The 20,825-nt window shown below is 42.4% G+C and carries 13 protein-coding genes; 5 read left to right on the forward strand and 8 right to left on the reverse strand.

Translation table 11 applies throughout. The features are described from left to right. Positions 1-117: 117 nt before the first annotated feature. From AC2FA3_RS12520 to infA, 3 genes are all read left to right on the forward strand, one after another. On the forward strand, positions 118-1,218 hold the full coding sequence (locus tag AC2FA3_RS12520) for an asparaginase (RefSeq protein WP_490509851.1): 1,101 nt from the start codon (positions 118-120) through the stop codon (positions 1,216-1,218). Positions 1,219-1,311: 93 nt separating this feature from the next. Next, positions 1,312-2,151, forward strand: coding sequence for a tRNA pseudouridine(38-40) synthase TruA (truA, locus tag AC2FA3_RS12525; RefSeq protein WP_490509852.1), 840 nt, complete (start codon positions 1,312-1,314; stop codon positions 2,149-2,151). 124 nt (positions 2,152-2,275) lie between these two features. Next, positions 2,276-2,497 (forward strand): translation initiation factor IF-1, encoded by a 222-nt coding sequence (gene infA, locus AC2FA3_RS12530; protein ID WP_010199824.1) that lies wholly within the window; start codon positions 2,276-2,278, stop codon positions 2,495-2,497. A 188-nt stretch (positions 2,498-2,685) separates the two neighbouring features. Here the strand turns inward: infA and AC2FA3_RS12535 are convergent, their stop codons facing one another. The 5 genes from AC2FA3_RS12535 to leuC form a co-directional block, all read right to left on the reverse strand. After that, positions 2,686-3,807: a L,D-transpeptidase family protein gene (locus AC2FA3_RS12535; RefSeq protein WP_490509853.1), complete on the reverse strand. Its 1,122-nt coding sequence runs from the start codon at positions 3,805-3,807 to the stop codon at positions 2,686-2,688. 421 nt (positions 3,808-4,228) lie between these two features. Further along, entirely contained in the window at positions 4,229-5,332 is a 1,104-nt protein-coding gene (gene leuB / locus AC2FA3_RS12540; RefSeq protein WP_490509854.1) for a 3-isopropylmalate dehydrogenase, read from the reverse strand. Between the two features lie 183 nt (positions 5,333-5,515). Beyond that, on the reverse strand, positions 5,516-6,283 hold the full coding sequence (locus AC2FA3_RS12545; protein WP_490509855.1) for a hypothetical protein: 768 nt from the start codon (positions 6,281-6,283) through the stop codon (positions 5,516-5,518). A gap of 243 nt (positions 6,284-6,526) precedes the next feature. After that, positions 6,527-7,177: a 3-isopropylmalate dehydratase small subunit gene (leuD, locus tag AC2FA3_RS12550; RefSeq protein WP_490509856.1), complete on the reverse strand. Its 651-nt coding sequence runs from the start codon at positions 7,175-7,177 to the stop codon at positions 6,527-6,529. 54 nt (positions 7,178-7,231) lie between these two features. Beyond that, positions 7,232-8,650, reverse strand: coding sequence for a 3-isopropylmalate dehydratase large subunit (gene leuC / locus AC2FA3_RS12555; RefSeq protein ID WP_490509857.1), 1,419 nt, complete (start codon positions 8,648-8,650; stop codon positions 7,232-7,234). A gap of 373 nt (positions 8,651-9,023) precedes the next feature. On the opposite strand from leuC, the gene AC2FA3_RS12560 reads away from it, so the two are divergent. Further along, positions 9,024-9,896, forward strand: a complete 873-nt coding sequence (locus AC2FA3_RS12560; protein WP_201612550.1) for a LysR family transcriptional regulator — start codon at positions 9,024-9,026, stop codon at positions 9,894-9,896. Between the two features lie 517 nt (positions 9,897-10,413). Continuing rightward, the gene (gene putP / locus AC2FA3_RS12565) at positions 10,414-11,913 is read left to right on the forward strand and encodes a sodium/proline symporter PutP (protein WP_490509858.1); all 1,500 of its coding nucleotides are present in this window, start codon (positions 10,414-10,416) and stop codon (positions 11,911-11,913) included. 89 nt (positions 11,914-12,002) lie between these two features. Here the strand turns inward: putP and AC2FA3_RS12570 are convergent, their stop codons facing one another. The 3 genes from AC2FA3_RS12570 to AC2FA3_RS12580 form a co-directional block, all read right to left on the reverse strand. Next, complete coding sequence (locus tag AC2FA3_RS12570) at positions 12,003-13,556, reverse strand: surface lipoprotein assembly modifier (RefSeq protein ID WP_490509859.1); 1,554 nt, start codon at positions 13,554-13,556, stop codon at positions 12,003-12,005. A 139-nt stretch (positions 13,557-13,695) separates the two neighbouring features. After that, positions 13,696-18,297, reverse strand: coding sequence for a transferrin-binding protein-like solute binding protein (locus tag AC2FA3_RS12575; protein WP_490509860.1), 4,602 nt, complete (start codon positions 18,295-18,297; stop codon positions 13,696-13,698). A 786-nt stretch (positions 18,298-19,083) separates the two neighbouring features. Beyond that, on the reverse strand, positions 19,084-20,825 hold a 1,742-nt coding region (locus tag AC2FA3_RS12580), incomplete at its 5' end, for a transferrin-binding protein-like solute binding protein (RefSeq protein WP_490509861.1).

Genomic DNA, 20,825 nt, shown 5'->3' on the forward strand with positions numbered 1-20,825 from the left:
TATACTATTTAATATTAAGTTATTATTAAGCGTCCTATCATTACTCATTACTTTTGCTAGAACGCCCTAAGACTTAGCCTCATTTTCTTCTCCAATTCTCTTTAATGCGCCTATACTATGCCTCCCTCTGCTATGATAAAAACACTCTCAGACCCTATTCGACTCATTTATGCTGGTGGTACTTTTGGTAGCTACGGGCGACCTTTGGCACCATTATCAGCAGATATTTTTTTACCGACCTTACAGCAACTACTGGCTGAGCCAGATAATGCTAATAATCTGCCTCAGGTTTTATTGCTTGATAATGCTTTAATTAAAGACAGCAGCCAACTTACCCCTAACGACTTTATACATTTTTATCAGCTTTTGCTGACCGCTTATGCAGAAGGCGACAGACGTTTTGTGCTTATTACTGGCACGGACACCCTAAGCTATTTGGGTGCGTTTTTAGCAGAGGCTTTTTCGGGTAGTGATATTTGCGTGGTCGTTACAGGTAGTATGCGCCCATTATTAGATAGTGAGATATTACATTCCTACGCGATTGACACTCATAGCGACGCTTGGGATAACCTTACCGACTCATTAAAACTGGCAGCAGCTGGTAAGTCAGGCGTAAAGATTAGTTTCAGCGGTGAGTCTTGGCCTGCGCAAACAGTACAAAAAATCCATAGCCACGATTTAATGGCATTTACCGGTCACTCTCGAGCGGCATATCCTGCCAATAGTTATATCAAAAGCTTACCAGATACCCGTCGCCAACATTGGCTAGATGATCAGCAAGAATGGGTTAGCAATATTGAAGCTCGCGCTAAGCACGCGCGCATTCATGCTTTATATTGCTTACCTAATGATACTGAGGTAATGAGCAATCAGTTACAGGCATTATTATCACAGCCGCCTTGTGGGATTATCTTATTGGGTTTCGGCGCCGGCAACGTTCCTTATTCGCCAGCGCTAGCAAAGTCATTAGAGCTTGCTTATGAAAATGGCCACATGGTGGTATGCGCTAGCCAGTCGCCATTTGGCGGGGTCAGTGATAATTATGCGGCGGGAAGTTGGCAATATGATTATCACGTGATTAGTGGCGGACGTTTAACGATTCCTGCTATCTATGCAAGGCTATTATGGTTATTACTGCGTTATGATAGTCCTGCAAGACGTCGTCAGCGTTGGCTCAATAATGTCAATCAAGCTGGCACTACTATCAAAAAACGCTAGATGTTCATTAATCAGTCTTTATGTATCAGCGCTAATACTAGAATATAAGTGCCAATACTGTAATATCCAATATTATCCATGTCTGAGATTAACATGTCCGAGATTAACAGCATCGAAGCTCAAACTCCTCCAACCTACACCTTAGCAATTGCCATTGAGTTTTTAGGTACAAACTATCATGGCTGGCAGCGACAACGAGAAGTATTGGGCGTACAAGCAGCGTTAGAAACGGCCATCAGTAAGGTCGCCAATGAAACAGTAGAGGTCATCGCCGCCGGTCGTACCGATGCAAGCGTCCATGCCAGCAATATGATTGCCCATTTTACGACGTACGCCTATCGTCCCCCTAATAACTGGCTGCGCGGCGTCAATAGCTTATTGCCTGATGACATTGCTCTACGCTGGATACAGCCGATGCCTGATGACTTTCATGCTCGTTTCGGTGCTATTGCCCGTCGTTATCGATATATCACGCTTAACCAAGCCCAGCGCCCTGCTATTTTAAATCATCAAGTGACTCACATTTATGAGCCGCTTGATTTAGCAGCGATGCAACTGGCTGCTGCCGACATAGTAGGTACTCACGATTTTAGCAGCTACCGTGCCGCTGCCTGTCAGTCTAATCAGCCCATACGTAACGTCAGTCATGCAAGGCTATTTGCCCATGGTCAATTTATTGTGTTTGATATTCAAGCTGATGGATTTTTGCATCATATGGTCCGTAACCTGATGGGAACGCTATATGCGATTGGACGACATGAATTGCCGCCAGAAGCATTTTTGGATATTTTAGCTAAAAAGGATCGCACGATAGCGCCGCCTACCGCTTCTGGTGATGGGCTTTACTTTATTAACGCCTATTATCCTGAGCATTTTCAAACCTTATTGCCCAATGCGCCGCTTACTCCTATTTGGCTAAACCTCCTCGACTAAATCAGCATGAACTGATATACATATCAGTTAAAGGCTGTCAAGTAAAAATCAGGTTCTGTATTGCTTTAATCTGCTAACTTACGTATAATATGGGCTTATTTTAAATTGATTGATGACACAAATTATGGCAAAAGACGAGATTATTGAATTTGAAGGCGAAGTCATTGACACCCTTCCAAATACATTGTTTAAAGTTCGTTTAGAAAACGGACACGAAATTATTGCGCATATCTCAGGTAAGATGCGTAAGCACTACATTCGCATTTTGACTGGCGATAAAGTTAAGGTCGAGATGACGCCTTACGACTTATCAAAAGGTCGCATTACTTACCGTGGTAAAAACTAAATTCTTATTGGCTAAAATGGTTATAAAAGCATGCTTATAATGCTTGAGTGGTTTAACTGATAATAATAATGATACTGCTAACCTACTCATTATTGCCTATCATATTTTAGCCTAATAATTTTTTTTGCTTTTATCATAAAAAATACCGCTAACTATCAGCGGTATTTTTTATGTCTAAAATTTATTGATTATTTAAATTCAACGCTTGCCCCATTTTGTATCACACCCAGCAGCGCAAGCGCATCCCAGTTCGTTAAACGTATACAACCTGCCGATGCTTGGCGGCTGATACGAGCAGGGTCAGGTGAGCCATGAATGCCGTATGATGGCTTACTGAGACCTATCCATACTAATCCTACTGGATTATTAGGACCCGGCGGCAAAATAGACTTGCTGCCATTTTCTGCTGTATAAGTATAATTAGGTTCATGCACCTTTACTTCTACCGTATGCGTCCCTGTTGGTGATGGCGTTGCCGTACTGCCTACCGTGGTCGGATAACTGGCAACTAAGTTATTTTTATCATCATAAGCGTATAACGTTTCAGTAGCTTTATCAGCAACGACTCGGCTCACAGGCTTGGTATTAGGATTGCCTGGATTATAAACGGTAATGGTTTCGCCTACCGCAAATTTAGCGTTTGGATTGAGTGCTTTAAGATAGTTTTCACTGATATGAAACTTTTCTGCTAAGCCTTCCATCACGCTTTCATAATACATGCCATCGAGTTTGGCTTTGGCTTCTGCGCCTGCTGGAATGGTTGTGGTTTTGATATTAATGTCAGCATCAGTAAGCTGATAGCTCACTAACACTGGTTGCTGCATCAATTTATCGTTTTTGGTCAATGCTTGCCAGGTCTCAGTATTTAACGTATCAGTCACTGCCAACCCATTTGCCATTTGAAAAGCTTGCATCGCTTTACGAGAATTCTTGCCCCAAGAGCCATCAACTGCACCAACGCCGTTTTGCTGCCAGTTTAATAGCGCTTGCAGCTTGGTAGTAGTATCACGATCTCTCTTCATACCTTGTTTCCAAGTAGCACTATTTACCTTTTGCGCCTGCACTGGCAGATTTTCAGTGGTATATTTAATAGTAGGTAACAGCTTATTCAAAGATACAGCCGTCTTGCTTTTACCGGTAACCTGTTGACTCACACCATTAGTCACTGGACTTATATCACTAGTATTGCTAGCTGTAGTTTTATTGGCGACATTTGCGTTGTCAGTCGCAGCAATACTTAGATTCATAAACAAAACTGTTGATAAACCAATCGCTGCTATTGCCGCGCTGATTTTCGTTAATTGATACATGTAACACTCCTAATTTTTAAATGATATTTTTATTACTCTTAAATTTTTATAATTTTCGAAAACATTATTTACTCAAATGACTACTTTTACAGGTCGATATTTAGATAAATATAAATACCTATATATCTTTAATTAGCTAGGTTATTCATCTCAATTACAAGTGACCTATGTTGCCACACGCTTTTGTAGGCTTATAACGGCATTGTGTTAATAAGCGTCTTACAATGCAGCGTCTGTGTTAAAACAAAGGTCTTTATACAGCTTTATAGTGAAAAGCGTTAACAATAATTTTGTATAATAGCAAGATGTATAATAAAGAGCACATAAAAACCCATAAATTGCTCGGCAACTTATGGGTATATAATGGTAGGTTTACTATTGTCAATATTTAATAAGGCAGCTCATGTTAAGTCGATATCAATTAGAGCAGTTTTGCCAGTACCGCCTGCCCCATTTCTTGACAGCCTACTTGTTTGAGACCAGTTTCGCTGCGATCTAGGATATCGATGGTACGTAAACCATCGTCAAGCACGTCACTGACCGCTTGCTCAATCGCTTGCGCAGCTTCTTCTTTCTTAAAGGTATAACGTAGCATCATCGCCACAGATAAAATGGTCGCCAATGGATTGGCTTTGTCTTGACCAGCGATATCAGGCGCTGAACCATGGCAAGGCTCATACATACCTTTACCGGCCTCATCTAGGCTCGCAGATGGCAACATACCGATAGAACCGGTCAGCATCGCCGCTTCATCAGATAAAATATCACCAAACATGTTGCCGGTGACCATCACATCAAACTGCTTAGGGTCTTTGATAAGCTGCATACAAGCATTGTCCGCATACATGTGCGATAACGCCACATCGTTATAGTCTGCTTGCTGCAGCTCAATCATGGTCTGCTTCCACAGCTCAGTGACTTCTAAGACATTGGCTTTATCGATTGAGCAAACCTTAGCTGGCGTACCTGCTGCTTGCGCGCGCGTTTTTGCCAATTCAAAAGCGACTTTACCGATACGCTGAATCTCACTGGTGCTATAAACCATGGTGTTATAGCCTTGCTGCTCGCCATTTTCTAACGTACGAATGCCGCGCGGCTCGCCGAAATAAATACCGCCAGTTAATTCACGCACAATCAGCAAGTCCAAACCCGAGATAATCTCAGGCTTGATGCTTGAAGCATTAACAAGCTGCGGGTAAAGTTTTGCCACACGCAGATTGGCAAATAAACCAAGCTCACTACGAATTTTAAGCAAGCCGCGCTCAGGACGTTTGCTACGCTCAATACTGTCCCATTTAGGACCACCAACCGCACCTAATAACACGGCATCCGCTGCACGCGCACGTTGTAGCGTTTCGTCTGGTAGTGGTTCACCGGTTGCATCAACTGCCACGCCGCCGATTAATCCAGATTCAAGGGTTAAGCCTAATTCAAACTTATTATTGACCGCTTCGAGCACATCGATGGCTTGAGTCATGATTTCAGGGCCGATGCCATCGCCTGCTAATGTTAAAATCGTTGCCATACTAATCCTTGTGGGTAAATGGGTAAGTAAGTTGTTGTTTATGGTATTGCTAGTTATATTATTGCTAGAAAGGCTTTTAATAGCCTGTTAAAAAACAACTTCTTGGGCAATGAGCTGCACAAGAAGTCGTGGTCTATCCATCTAAATGAGTTTTAAGTTGTCAATATTTTAGAAATCTATTTATCAAGCTTTCGTTTTTACTTTGTTTTTTGCTGGTAGCTTTGATGGCGACTGAGCAGGTTTAGGTTTAACCACACGGGCTTCTACAAACTCTCCTTCATGCTCAGTTCCGACCTCTTTACAAAAACGGCGTTGGACATTATTGCCTTGATATAACTCAACACATAACGGCTCTGGTGAAGCACTATCAAGCAAACTACCTGAGTTTGCGCTAGATTTTTTTTGATAAGCACGTAGCTGATACGTACCTGCTTCAGCAAAGTCATGAATCATCGCAAACCGCTCGACATAGCCCAAATTATTTTCTGGATAGAAATTTACTTGCACTTCACGTTTTGCAGGTTTTACCCGCGCATAATAATTGGTTAGCCCAGGCATAGCAGACGCCGACAAAGGGACAATTTTAATCGCGTTTTTATGAATGAGCGGTGTCATGTCCATACTCATTGCCGCTGTCGCATGCTTATTAATAGTGCGACTTTTACTGTCTGTATTCACGTTTTGCATCGCTACCAACATGGCAGGATTGATAGGTTCATGACTATCACTACCTATAATGCGCGTCTGATCAATGCGAGCAATTTCGCAGTGATAAGTCCCCACGCAGGCAATATTTACTTCACCGGCGATAGGAGTAATTTTTCCTGTCCATACCTTGGCATTTTGCGCTGTTTCTATTTGTTGATAACCCGTCAATGCCTGACAGCCAGATAATAATAAGCTTGCGGCAATAGCGGTGCTTGTCCATACAGCAAAACGTGTTTTATTCATAATGGCGGCTACTATTTATAAGGTAAAAAATACGATAAGGTAAAAAATGGATTACCATTCATTTTAGCCACTTAATTGCCATAACTCAACGCCGTATTAGCGCTGAGCACTTTTATATATTGAATAAGTTTATGTTGAATACGATTTTCCTATTAAAGATTTTTATCAACCTTATTTTCAAGGCTCTTATGATTCATAAACTTTGCTGTAAAAGGCTTTGTTGTCAAAAGCTTTTTTTAAATATCAGGCTCTAACATCATTAAATATCCAAGGTGTTTTTTGCATCATTTTATGCTCATAGTCTTTGATAGCATCGCTTTGCTGCAAAGTCAGCCCGATATCATCAAGACCATTCAGCAAACAGTGCTTACGAAACTCATCGACTTCAAAAGCGTACTCTTCACCAGTTGGGGTAATGACCACTTGGCGCTCAAGATCGGCGGTCAACTCATAGCCTTCATTGGCAAGCGTCGCTTTCATCAAGGTATCAACGATGGATTCATCCAAGACGATTGGCAGCATGCCATTTTTAAAACAGTTATTATAAAAAATATCAGCAAAGCTTGGCGCAATGATAGTACGAAAGCCATATTCTGAAAGCGCCCAAGGGGCATGCTCACGGCTCGAGCCACAACCAAAGTTTCTGCGTGCCAGCAATATAGTCGCGCCTTGATAACGGGGTTTATTCAAGATAAAATCTGGGTTAATGACGCGGGTGCTATTGTCTTGACCCGGATAACCTTCGTCGAGGTAACGCCAGTCATCAAATAAATTGACGCCAAAACCAGTACGTTTAATGGATTTCAAAAACTGTTTGGCAATAATTTGGTCGGTATCGACGTTTGCGCGATCGAGCGGACAAACGATACCGGTTTGAGTGTTATAAGCTTGCATAAGATTTCCTATCAAATATATTTATTATTGATAAATAAAGCATAAGGTCAAAGATTAGAACGTGCGCACATCAACAAAGTGACCGGCTAAAGCGGCAGCAGCTGCCATCGCTGGGCTCACCAAATGCGTACGACCGCCATTACCTTGACGACCTTCAAAGTTACGGTTAGATGTTGAGGCACAATGCTCTTGCGGCTCAAGTTTATCGGCATTCATCGCAAGGCACATAGAACAACCCGGCTCACGCCATTCAAAACCAGCATCCGTAAACAAAGCATCTAAGCCTTCTGCTTCCGCCTGTAATTTCACTTGCCCAGAACCGGCTACGACAATCGCTTCTTTAATATTATCGGCAACTTTACGACCTTTAATCACTGCCGCCGCGTCACGTAAATCTTCGATACGTGAGTTGGTACACGAACCAATAAAAATACGATCAAGCTGAATATCGGTAATTTTTTGCCCAGCTTCTAAACCCATATAGGTATAAGCGCGTAACCAGCCTTCTTCTTGCGCTTCATCAACTGCTTGATCTGGTGTTGGCACCGACTGAGTAATATCCACGACCATTTCAGGAGAAGTACCCCAAGATACTTGCGGCGCGATCTCGCTACCATCCATCTCAATCACGGTATCAAATACGGCATCATCATCTGAATAAAAAGTGCGCCAGTAATCTTCCGCTTGCTGCCACTGTTCTTCAGTCGGCGCATAAGGACGACCTTTGACGTAATCAATAGTCGTATCGTCGACAGCAACCATGCCGACGCGCGCACCCGCTTCAATCGCCATATTACAGACGGTCATACGACCTTCCATGCTCATGTCTTCAAATACTTGCCCAGCAAATTCAATCGCATGCCCGGTGCCGCCAGCAGTGCCAATTTTGGCAATAATAGCAAGTACCACATCTTTTGACGTCACGCCAGCACCGAGTCTACCGGTGACCCGGATTTGCATATTTTTTGATTTCTTTTGAATCAAACACTGAGTTGCCAATACATGCTCAACTTCTGAGGTACCGATACCGTGTGCCAAGCAACCCAATGCACCATGGGTAGCGGTATGTGAATCACCGCAAACGACGGTCATACCAGGCAATACTAAACCTTGTTCAGGACCCACTACATGCAAGATACCTTGACGCGCATCATTAATGGTAAATTCAGCGATATCAAACTTGGCACAGTTTTCATCCAAGGTTAATACCTGCAGGCGCGATACCTTATCTTTAATACCAGCCACGCCTTCTGAGCGCTCTTTAGTCACCGTTGGTACGTTATGGTCTGGGCTTGCGATATTAGCCGACAGACGCCACGGCGCACGATTGGCAAGCTCCAAGCCTTCAAACGCTTGCGGACTTGTCACTTCGTGCAGCAAATGGCGGTCGATATAAATCAGGCTCGAACCATCATCACGCTTGGTGACTTCGTGAGCATTCCAAAGTTTGTCATATAACGTTTGACCGGCCATACTGCTATCCTTTTTAGTTGCTAATGACTTAATATTTCACTGGCTTACTCGGTGTAAGCAAAAATTTTGTTCAATATTTGATTATATCTACGTCTAATTATCTATATTCTGACTATATATACAGTTGTGCATTCGCCTCATGCTTAGATATTTATTGTTGCAATGAGCTTTTAAAACAAGGGTGATGCTACTGATTACCAAATTAATAAAATAAATATGTCACAATACGTCTTGATGTCTTGTGATTATAGCAGGCTAATCCTATAATAATAATTGATGATTTTTGCATAGTCACAAACTTTTATTTCTAATTCATTATGATTAGGCTAGCCAACTTTTATTTATAGCTCGCTACGTAGCTAAGGACATCGGTGTGAATACCACAAATTTGACGACATTTGTCACTGTTATGCAAACAGGCAGTATTTCAGGTGCAGCAGAAAAACTGTTTATTACTCAGCCTGCGGTCAGTAAACGCATCAAAAACTTAGAAGATGAATTTAACATCACTCTATTTGATACAGTCGGACGCGGTATTGTACCGACCCAAGCCGCCAGTGAGATGTTACCTCACGCCAAACGCTGGCTTGAAGATTATGAAAACTTTAAAATAAACCTCCAGCATTCGAAGCATATCGTATCTGGTAAACTCGTTATCGGCACCAGCCATCATATCGGCTTGCACCACCTCGCCCCTGTGCTCAAGCATTTTATCCAAGCCTATCCTGCTGTACAACTAGAAGTGCATTTTGTCGATTCAGAAACGGCTCATAAAGCGGTACTCGATGGCGATTTGTCATTGGCATTTTTAACCTTGCCGCCCGTCTATGATAAGCGTTTGACCTATCATACCTTATGGTCAGATCCACTGTATTTTATGACCGGTACTTTATCACCTTTGGCAACTAAGTCTAATGTGACGCTCGAGCAATTGGCGCGCTACCCTGCTATTTTGCCGTCTGCCAATACTTTTACCAGTCAGATTACCTTAGCGGAATTTGCTAAGCATAATCTAAAACCCTATGCCACCATGAGTACCAACCCATTAGAATCTATCCGGATGTTGGTTTCTGTGGGACTTGGCTGGTCAGTACTACCGCAAACCATGGTCAGCCAAGATTTAGAACGTATCGATATGGCAGATAATATTGAATTGCAACGTTATTTGGGCGTGGTTATCAACCCAAAACTTACCCAATCAAGCAGCGTGACGGCATTGTTAGATTTGCTTGCTCCAATTGATTAAACATTGAGCAAGCGATTTTAAATTATTTGCTAATAGAGATATTTATTCGACAAATTAGCGCGTTCGCATTTGTGCTACTCATACGTTATAATACGGCTGACGTTGTTTAGATAACATTAATTTACCTTAACCACACTGATAATCATATATTGAAGACTTCTAGTAATATATGATAGTAAGCAGTAGGTTGAATGGTTTTAAATGATTGGTTATATAAACGACTAATATTTATAGATGATGAGCAGATGCGAGCAATGAAGATGTGAAATTGAACTATGTACTGCCGTTTGTGTTTCATCATGATTTTATAAGTATCAGTCCTAGAACAGCATCAATCATATAAAACTAATAGAAGCATTTGAATAAAAGCCATTATGTCCTACTTAATGGCTTTTTTCGTCTTCAGATTTTTATCTTAAAATATTTTGAGATATGGTTTTTAAGCAACGTCTTGTAAGACTTAATTTTTCTCGTTAAAAATAATGACAGCCAACTATGTTGGTTAAGGACAGTTTATATGAACGGAGTTTCTAGTGGCGTGCTGATATCACTCGGCGCCTATTTCTTAGTGATGATTGGTATTGGAATTTACGCTTATTTTAAGCAAGCCAATGATACCGAAGGCTACATGTTAGGAGGACGTAGCTTAGGACCAGCAGTAACTGCTCTTTCGGCAGGTGCCTCAGATATGTCAGGTTGGCTATTACTTGGTCTACCTGGTTACATGTATGCTGATGGTGTGGTCAGTATATGGATTGCACTAGGTTTGACCTTGGGTGCCTTTTTAAATTATATCATCGTAGCGCCGCGTCTTCGTGTTTATACCGAGGTCGCTGACAATGCCATCACTTTACCTGATTATTTCGCCAACCGCTTTGAAGATAAATCACACATGCTGCGGGTTATTTCAGCCGTGGTTATCATTTTATTCTTTACCGTCTATACCGCAGCAAGTTTAGTCGGTGGCGGTAAACTTTTCGAAAGCTCGCTTAACCTTTCTTATAGCACTGGTTTATGGGTTACCGCTGGTGTGGTCGTCGCTTATACGCTATTCGGTGGTTTCTTAGCCGTCTCAATGACGGATTTCGTACAGGGTATCATCATGCTGTTTGCGATGGTTATCGTACCTGTCGTTGCCTTTACTGATCTTGGCGGCATTTCAGCTACGACTGAGGCGGTCAGAAACATCGATCCAAGTTTACTTAATGTCACCAGTGGCATGACCGTCCTTGGCATTGTCTCATTGATGGCTTGGGGCTTGGGATACTTTGGTCAGCCGCATATTATCGTGCGCTTTATGGCTATTCGCTCAGTTAAAGATATACCAACGGCACGTAACATCGGTATGAGTTGGATGATTGTAAGTTTAATTGGTGCATTGATGACTGGCTTTGCGGGTCGTGCTTATGTACAAAAAACAGCGATGACCTTAGAGGACCCTGAAACCATCTTCTTAGTATTTACACAGTTTCTGTTCACACCTCTCGTTTCAGGTTTCTTATTAGCCGCTATTTTAGCCGCGATCATGAGTACGATTTCCTCACAACTACTCGTCGTATCAAGCTCATTGACTAAAGATGTTTATAAGTTGTTCTTTGATAGAGACGCGCCAGAAGCACGCCAAGTATTGGTCGGTCGCCTTTCAGTTATCGTGGTCGCAGTCATTGCCATTTTATTGGCTTCAAACCCAGAAAGCTCGGTACTGAGCTTAGTATCTAACGCTTGGGCAGGATTTGGTGCTGCATTTGGACCCTTGGTTATCTTCAGTCTTACATGGCGTCGTATGAACCGTAATGGTGCTGTTGCTGGTATGGTTGTGGGTGCATTGACTGTCATCTTATGGATTTATGGTCCTTTCCAAATGAATGGTGTCGCGTTAAACAGCTGGTTATATGCGATTGTTCCAGGCTTTATCCTAAGCACCATCGCTATCTTTGCGGTAAGTATCATGACTGGCGGTCCAAAATCTTCAGTATCTGCAAAATTCAAAGAGATGGAAATGAACTTAGACAAATAAGCACTGTTTATTTACTATTTTATTACTAAAAAAACCTCGCTAATTGGCGAGGTTTTTTATTATCACTGTATGGCAATAAGCTTATTACATTAAAAGGTTTTGGTTAATAATACTGTCGCTGATTTTTCATCACGATCGTCATAATAAGCAAAATTACTAGAAGTTGTTTCATAATCAAATACCAATCTTGGCGTTAATCCAAGTACAGTAAAATCGCGCTTCCATACTTGTAGACCTAGCGAGGTAGTTTTGTCTTCTCTTCTGGAACCTGGCTCTCCGCCTACAGCATTATAATAACCTTTCCATGCGCCACTACCTGCTGGATAAGCATCAGCAGGGTCTCCATATTTTTTAATGCCATAACCAGCTGTCGTTAGGGTTGAGATACCGCGTTTCCATTCACGTCCCCAGCCACCGTTAATCGAGTTACGGTCATAGCTGATAATGCTTGATTTGGGCACATCATTTTGATAATTACCTAAACCACCGTAAAAATACTCTTTGGCATCTTTAATATAAAAGGCATTTAAACCCAAAAACTGACCATCTGTCTCACGATTTTGGTTGTCATCGTCTTCAAAGGTTTCATTGGATAAGATACCTGTAGCCGTTAGCTTTAGTTTCGGTTTTACCCAACGTGAGCCACTAACAGTCACGCCTTTTCGTAAGCTATATGCCTCTTCATCATAATACCGTTTAGTTACAAACGGCGTCAGAGAGAGATCATTTTTGGCATCGTCATAACCAACGCCAGCGGAGGCGGTAAATAGATAATCGTTGTAGTCAGTTTCGTCCCAATAGCCTTTCAAAGAGGCATTGCCACCTACAGTTGCATAAAAGTTATCAGGTAAATTAAAGCGCTTGTTTGCGCTGCCAGATACTTGAATACCGTTGGCTGACTTTTGCTCAATCGAGCGTCCTAAATCAGATTGAATAGACTTAGATGGTGCGTCATTAATATTATTATCTCTGACATAGCTTGCTGAAGCATTAAATTGCCATTTCTCTGAACTATTGATTTGGGCTAACGAGTTTTGAACTCTGGCCATCACAGGTGCTGGCAGGTCAACCGACTGCAGCTTAAGAAATTGCTCTTTTGCAGCCGCATACTGCTTATCTGCTTGCATCGCAATTGCCATGTTTAAACGCACAGGATGAAAGTCTGGGTCTGCCGCTAACATACCGCGATAGATTTCAATCGCTTGTTTGTTTTTAGCTTCACTGCGATATATCAAGGCGTCAGCGAATTTGATCAGCATAGGATCATTGGTCTCTAACGCCTTATAGTGGGGCAATATCTGCTTCACTGTCACCATATCTTGCGCGGCTAAGGCATCATTTAAGAACTTGCTAAATGCAGCTGGGTTGGCTTTTAAAGCTGCTAAATTATAAGCGGTGGCGGCAGCAAGTTGCTGACGACTTCTGATAGCACGTTGTGCTTCTGTGTCAGTGACAGTAGTGGAAGGCGCTGTAGGGTCTGCTACAGCAGTTTGACTCTCACGTCTTAAGAGCTCATCAGCTTGGTTAAGCTCGGGCTCTATACCTGGTAGATCGTCTGGTGCAGCCATTGATGGTAGAGAAAACGCCATCATGGATAGCAAAATAGAAGCGGTGATAGGTTTGCGCATATATTGATTATTCATGGGTATCCTTACCTAAGTACGATCACTAGTTTTCTAAACATTTTTTCAACTTCAATTATCCTAAGGGATTTTAATAGTTTAAGCGAGCAAAAAAGCGCCCTAGGACGCTTTTTTGTTTGTTTTGTACAGTCATATTACTTTATTGCTTTTCGGCACCAAAGGTTCCTTGGAAAGTTGTACCAGTACCTGGATCAGTACCAGTACCTGGAACACTACTGTCAGGTCTAGCTTCTTGATAGATTCCGCCTAAGAATTTAGCATCTTCACCATAAAAACCACCTGCCGTCGCAACATTGTTAGCCGCATTGGTACCTACAAAGGTGTTGCCTGTAATATTAGCATTAATGCCAATATTCTTATCACCAGCAAAGGCTAAGTTACCCGTTAGCGATTCATTGACAAAGTTAACATCAAATGTAGAAGTACCATTCAGGACTAAACCCATTGGACCACCTGCTGCAAGATGCAAGTTATCTGCATAGGTCGCAACACCAGCATACTGTACTATGCCATCATTCATGCCATTAGCAACGTCATACCGAGCTTGAGCTTTTAGGTAATCCATATCTTCTTGGGCAGTACTATTACCCACAACATAGACGTTGGCATAGCGTGATTTGATACCTGAAGCTATACCGCTACGCTTGTCTAAATCGCCATACACATGACCAATCTGCATCTGAGAATCGAAATTCTTATAGACAGATTGATAAGGAAGTGTTAAATCAGCAGTTGGAGATACAGATACGCCTGTATTTACATCTTTCCATAACACTTCAGTTGCTTTTGATGATTTTTTAAAGCCGTCAGTGTTCGCAACAGCGACGTCATCTGCTCTAACCGTAGTGAGTGTAAAGTCCTGTTTGGCAGTATTGAACTTATTAGGCTTAACAATGTCGAGACGCGCCTCTATAGCATTGTAAGTTAGGTTATCAACTTTACTATCTTTAATAATTATTGGCGCCTCATCTTCACCACTACCTCTTGTCGTCTTATAGGTTTCATTGTCTGTAATGAACTTACGGAATCCAATAGCATTACTGGTTCCTAAACCTGCTTGACTACTTAAAGTGTTGCTCATGATACCAGTAGCATCTGAATTAGCGGCAGCATCTGGATTAACAGGAACAACAGTTGGATCGAATGGTTCTTCGGCTGCTGGCAATACTTTAGTAGCACCATAGGTTCCTTTACCTGAGCCGTCTTGATAGACCCCACCTAACAACCCTGCGTCTTCACCAAAGAAACCACCCTTAGTATCAAGACCGTTCCAATTACCTGCAAAGGTATTACCAGTAATTTCTGCTTTGACCTTTTTGACACCGACATCAGTGAATGACAATGTACCATCGACCTGCTGATCAACAAAATCGACACTGAATTTAGAAGTACCTACAGATGGATCATTACCAATTACTTGGTCATTTTTGAGATAAGTAGTGTTGCCTTCATACTTCACCTTGCCATCATTAATACCATTATCAATATTGTACTGTGATAACGTCTTCATGTACTGCATATCTTCAGCGTTTGTACCATTGCCCTGAACATAGACATTAGATAGTGTATCTAGTCGAGTACCATTGTTTGAAGTCTTAAGATCACCGTACAAATGACCTATCTGCATTTGATCATCATAGTTTTTATAGACTGAGGTGTACTTAAAAGTCCTATTTAAATACCCTGCTGGCAGTGAGTAGAGAGAACTCTTTTTGAAACCGTTTAGATAATCTTGATCAGCTACATTGCGCAGAGCAAACTCAGTGGTGGTTTTATTATCATAACGTCCAGAACCAGTTTCTACTAAAAGAACTTTAAGTTTATCGTAACTACTCGAATTATTGGCATTAATAGCACTATTGTCGCTGCCCGAAATAGTATTCTGGAAACCACTGAGTTTTGTATTCACAGGTGCCTGTGGATTAGCCGGTGCTGGCGGTAGCTCTTTCTCTGCAGCTAAGGCATCTTCGGCAGCTTGCGCTCTATCTTCTGCTTCTTCAGCGCGAGTTTTAGCATCAGCAGCGGCAGTTTTTGCTTTTTCAGCACGTACTTCAGCATCAGCCGCTTGGGCTCTTGCATCAGCAGCTTGTTGATTGGCTGTTGCTACTTTCTTGTCCGCTTCTATTTTCGCTTCACCAATAGCTTTGTCTGCTGCTACTTGCGCTGCAGTGGCTGCAGCTTCTGCTGAAGATTGGGCTAACAATGCAGCTTCTTTGGCAGTTTCTGCTTTGCTTGCAGCTTCTAAAGCAGCAGCTTGAGCCGCTTCTGCTAAGGCGGCACGCTCTAACGCTAATGCTAACTGATCTTGCCCATTACCTGCATTTGCTAGGGCGTCTTCAGCCGCAGCTAAGGCTTCTTGGGCTTTAGTAGCATCCGCTTGGGCTTTAGTAGCCGCAGCTTGTGCTTTATCTGCAGCAGCTTGAACCGCAGCGATAGCAGCATTGGCTTTATCAGCATCCGCTTGCGCTTTCACAGCCGCTTGCTCTGCTGCGGTTTGCTTGTTGCTCTTGGCACCATAAGTACCTTGAGCGCCATTACCTTCGTAAACACCACCTAAGTATTGAGCATCACCACCATAGAATCCACCATCAGCGTTATAACCGTCTTTGCTTCCTGAGAACTGGTTGCCTAAAATAGCAGCTTCTAAACCAATGGTCTTATTACTAAAGGTCAAATCACCTTTTAGGTTCTTGGCAACAAAGTCAGCGGTAAATACTGAGGTGCCAAATTGGATGTCTTTTCCTAAACCGATCTCACGATAGGTGGCATCACCTGTATAGCCAACTTTACCTTCTGTTGGCATGTTGATAACTTGGGTTGCGTTACCCACTACTGCAACACCATTGACGGGTAATAGACCAGCAGCGGTGCCATCAATATGAGCGACTCTTAAATCATCACCGAAATCTTTATAGGTTGAGGTATAAACTAAGTCTTGTTCACCTAATGATGCGGTCACTACTTTGGTGGTGTTTTCGAATGATTTAAATCCATTAGAGCCTGCTACTGCTGCATCATTGGCTCCGCTGACTTTAAGTGCTACAGGGTCTGAGACTAGACCTCCAGAAGCGATATCCGCACGAGCTTGTACTTGTGTTGCATCGGTAATCCCGAAGTCACGAGTGGTGGTTGTCAATGCGCCTTGGCCTAAACCTGAAGCGTCGATACTGACATGCTGCACCCCAGTCTTCTTAGTTTCCGGTGCATTCTTGATTTGCGAGGCGGCTAAGGCATCTTTGGCATCTTTGGCGGCTTGATTGGCTACTGCCACTTGTGCATCTGCTGCGGCAGTCGCTGCTGCTTGTGCTTGCTCGGCTGCAGTGGCTTTAGCGTTCGCTGCGTCAAGGGCTGCTTGACGACGATCCACCTCTGCTTGAAGGGCTTCTGGATTACCTCCATTTGCTAGTGCATCCGCTAAATCTTTCTCAGCTTTAGCAAGTGCTACTTCGGCAGTCTCTAAGTCCGCTTTAGCTTTTTCGGCTAATTGTTTAGAATCTGCTGCTTCTTTATTTGCTTTTACCGCTTCATCTCTAGCTTTTAATGCTTCTGCCTTCGCTTCTTCAGCTTGCTCTATCGCTTGTTCCTTTTGTGAAGCCTCTAAGTCTGCTCTATCAGCCTCTGATTTAGCTTTAGCTTCTGCTTGCTCTACAAGTTTTTGAGCAGTAGCGGCATCCTTAGCTGCCTTTTCAGCACGTGCCTGAGCAGCTACAGCTTCTTGCTTCGCAGCAGTAATTTCTTTTTCTGAGGCAGTTTTGACCGCTTCAAGTTTTGCTGCCGCTTCTTTAGCTGCGGCTTCTGCTGCATCGGTAGCCGCTTTTGCTGCCGCTTTTGCTGCCGCTTTTGCTTGCGTTTCTGCAGTTTTAAGCGCGTCTTTAGCCTCTTTTGCTTCTTTTTCAGCTACAGCAACTTCACTAGCTGTTGCTTTTTCTAAAGCTGCAATTTTCTTCTCAGCTTCAGCTTTAGCGGCCGTAACGGCTTCAATGGCGGCGGCGGCCTTTTCCTCTGCTGTTTTAACTTTGTCCTGAGCTTTTTTAGTCTCAGCTTCGGCTGCTTTGGTTTTGGCTTCGGCTGCTTCTTTTGCAGCTACTTCAGCTTTCAGTGACTCCGCTACTTCATTAGCTTTAGTCTCTGCTGCACTGGCGCGAGCTTCAGCAGCCTTTACTTTTTCTTCAACGGCTTTTACTTTTGCTACAGCATCCTTAGCCGCTGCTTCTTTCGCAGCCTTAATCTTTCCTTCAGCTTCTTTCGCGGCTGCTTCAATCTTTGCTACCGCCTCTACTCTGGCTGCTTCTGCTGCAGTTTTTGCTTTTACCGCCTCGAATTTTGCCGCATCAATTGCTTCTTGCGATGCTGCAGCTGCTTTTTCTGATTGCTTACCAAATCCTTCTTCTGCAACTTTTAGAGCGTCTTCGGCAGCTTTAGTCCTTGCCTCTGCTATTTTTAGTGCATCTTCTGCAACTTTAGTTTTGGCCTCTGCAGCTTTAATAGCTTTTTCGGCTTCGTTTGTAGTACCAACTCCTCCTCCGGCAGTCCCATTACCACTGGTTCCACTACCACTGGTCCCACCCGCATCCGATGTTGGCAAAATAGGTGATGGTTTTGGGGTTACGGTATCATCACCACCGTCTGTTGCACACGACGACAAAATAATAGCGGTTAAGAGAACCACACTCGCTTTAAGCGGGGTATTTAATTTTTTTACTGTCGATACAGCTGAGATTGAATGACGGTTAGGTGACATTCGTCTTCCTCCATGAAGAGTTTATGATATTTTGGTATCTAATCCATTAGGTAGAACATTTATCTAGTAGATTGTATAGATAAACAAATTAGATACAAAAAGTCAAATTATATTAATGAAATATTGTTTACTGTAACATCTAGTTACCAATAATATTCATTAAAAAGAATATTCATAGAATAATACGAATTATCAAAAGGGCTGATATGTGGATAGGACCAATCTTTTATTGCTTTGTGTATGAGCAAAACTGAATCAATAAATGTTTTTGTATGAGAAACTTATGGATATTCTGATGTAAAGAGTATAAGTCAACTGTATTTCTACTGAATAATTGAATTAAACAAGGTATGGTTAAGTATTGCTTATCAGGTAGTTATAATATTGAAGTTATGAGCATTCTTTATCAGAGAAGTACCAAATGGAATGTACTTCAATGACTTTAAGAATACCTATCGAGACTTGCATAGTAGAAGGGTTGTATAGCAAATCGCTAAGATACTAGGCGTTTAGCTAAATGTAAAAATTGAAAGGCTTATTGATCAAAAACTAAATCTGTTGCTATATACGTAATTATTAAAAATTAATTCTCTATTGAATAGACAGATAATAGTTCATTTTTATTATGATATGATGACAAGCCTTTAAAGACTACTTATTTTTCAAATGGACATTAGTTAATGTATAAAACACATATAAAGTAATAATAGTTATTTTTCTTTATTATATTGAACAAAAAAAGCACCCTAAGGCGCTTTTTTATTTAAGATTATTTATTTCATAAATTTATTGCTTCTCAGCACCAAAGGTACCTTGGAAAGTGGTACCCGTTCCTGGAGTTGTGCCCGTTCCTGGTACGTCGCTACCCAGACTATTCAGTGCTTGTTGATAGATACCACCTAAGAACTTAGCATCTTCACCATAGAATCCGCCAGCAGTTGCAACGTCGTTATCTGCATTGGTACCTGCAAAGGTATTGCCACTGATGTCAGCGGTAATGGCGATGTTCCTGTCAGTGAATTTCAAATCACCTTTTAGTGAATTATCGACAAAGTCAACATTGAATTCGGAACTACCGTTTAATACTAGACCCATTAGACCGCCAACTGATAGATGCAAGTTATCTGCATAAGTGGCTACCCCTTTGTAATTTACTGTACCTTCTGTTGGCATATTCTCAGTCGCATTACCTACCACATAGACGTTGGCATAACGTGACTTGATGCCTGATGCTATACCTGAACGCTTATCTAGATCACCATAGATATGACCAATCTGCATCTGTGAGTCAAAGTTCTTGTACACAGATTGATATGGAAGAGTTAAGTCTGCTTCCGTAGGAAGAGGAGAAGATAGTCCTGTTTTTACGCCTTCCAATAAAACTTCGTTTGCTTGCGCAGACTTCATGAAGCCATCAGTGTTCGCAACTTCAACATCGTTGTCTCTCACAGTAGTCAGTGTGAGGTCTTGTCTGCCAGTATTAAACTTATTAGGCTTAACGATGTCAAGACGCGCTTCGATAGTGTTATAGGTCAGGTTATCAATATTAATGTCTTCGATAATAGTAGGTGTTTCATCCTCTCCACTACCTGTAGTTTCTGTATAAGTTTCATTATCTGTGACAAATTGACGGAAGCCAATTGCATCTAACGTGCCAAGTCCTTTTGCACTACTAATAGTATTGCTCATAACACCCGTTACGGCTTTAGGCTCAGTGATAACCTCATCACCTTTAGTTGCACCATAAGTACCTTGAGCACCATTACCTTCGTAAACACCGCCTAGATACTGGCCTTTGTCCCCGTAGAATCCACCTTCAGTGTTGTAGCCTACATTATCTGCTGCTGCACCTGAGAAATGATTACCTGTGATGCCACCCGTTAGACCAATGTCACCTGCAGTTACAAAGCTTAATGTACCTTCTAGGTTGCTGTTGACAAAGTCAGCTGTAAATACTGATGTGCCGTATTCAATCGCGTTACCCATACCATTGGTACGATGAGTTGCATCACCGGCATAGCTAAAGACGCCTTCCGTTGGCATGTTGGCAGTCGCATTACCAATGACAGCTACACCATCTACAGCTAAGTCAGCTCCAAGTATGGCTGCTGTACTTGCTACACCATTGATGTGACCGACACGCATGTCACCATCAAAGTCTTTGTAAATTGAGGTATAGGTTAATGGAATTTTAGCGTTACCTACATCTTCACTACCTTGAATAATCGCTGAGTCATCAACGTTGCTCTTGTAACCGTTCACAAGATCAACATCAGCATCGCCTGAGACAAAGATTGGAACGATTGGTAAGGCACCTTCTGATGCTGAATCCGCTCTGGCATCTAGGTTGTTACCGTTGTCATAAACGTCAAAGACGCGAGTGCTAGTGACAAAGGTGTCACCAATGTTGATGGTCTGAGCACCGGTTTTATTCGATATCTCACCGCGCTCAGGCGTAGGCGTAGGCGTAGGCGTAGGCGTAGGCGTAGGCGTAGGCGTAGGCGTAGGCGTAGGCGTAGGCGTAGGCG

It is taken from the genome of Janibacter sp. CoH_79_TC_3 (assembly GCF_058197955.1).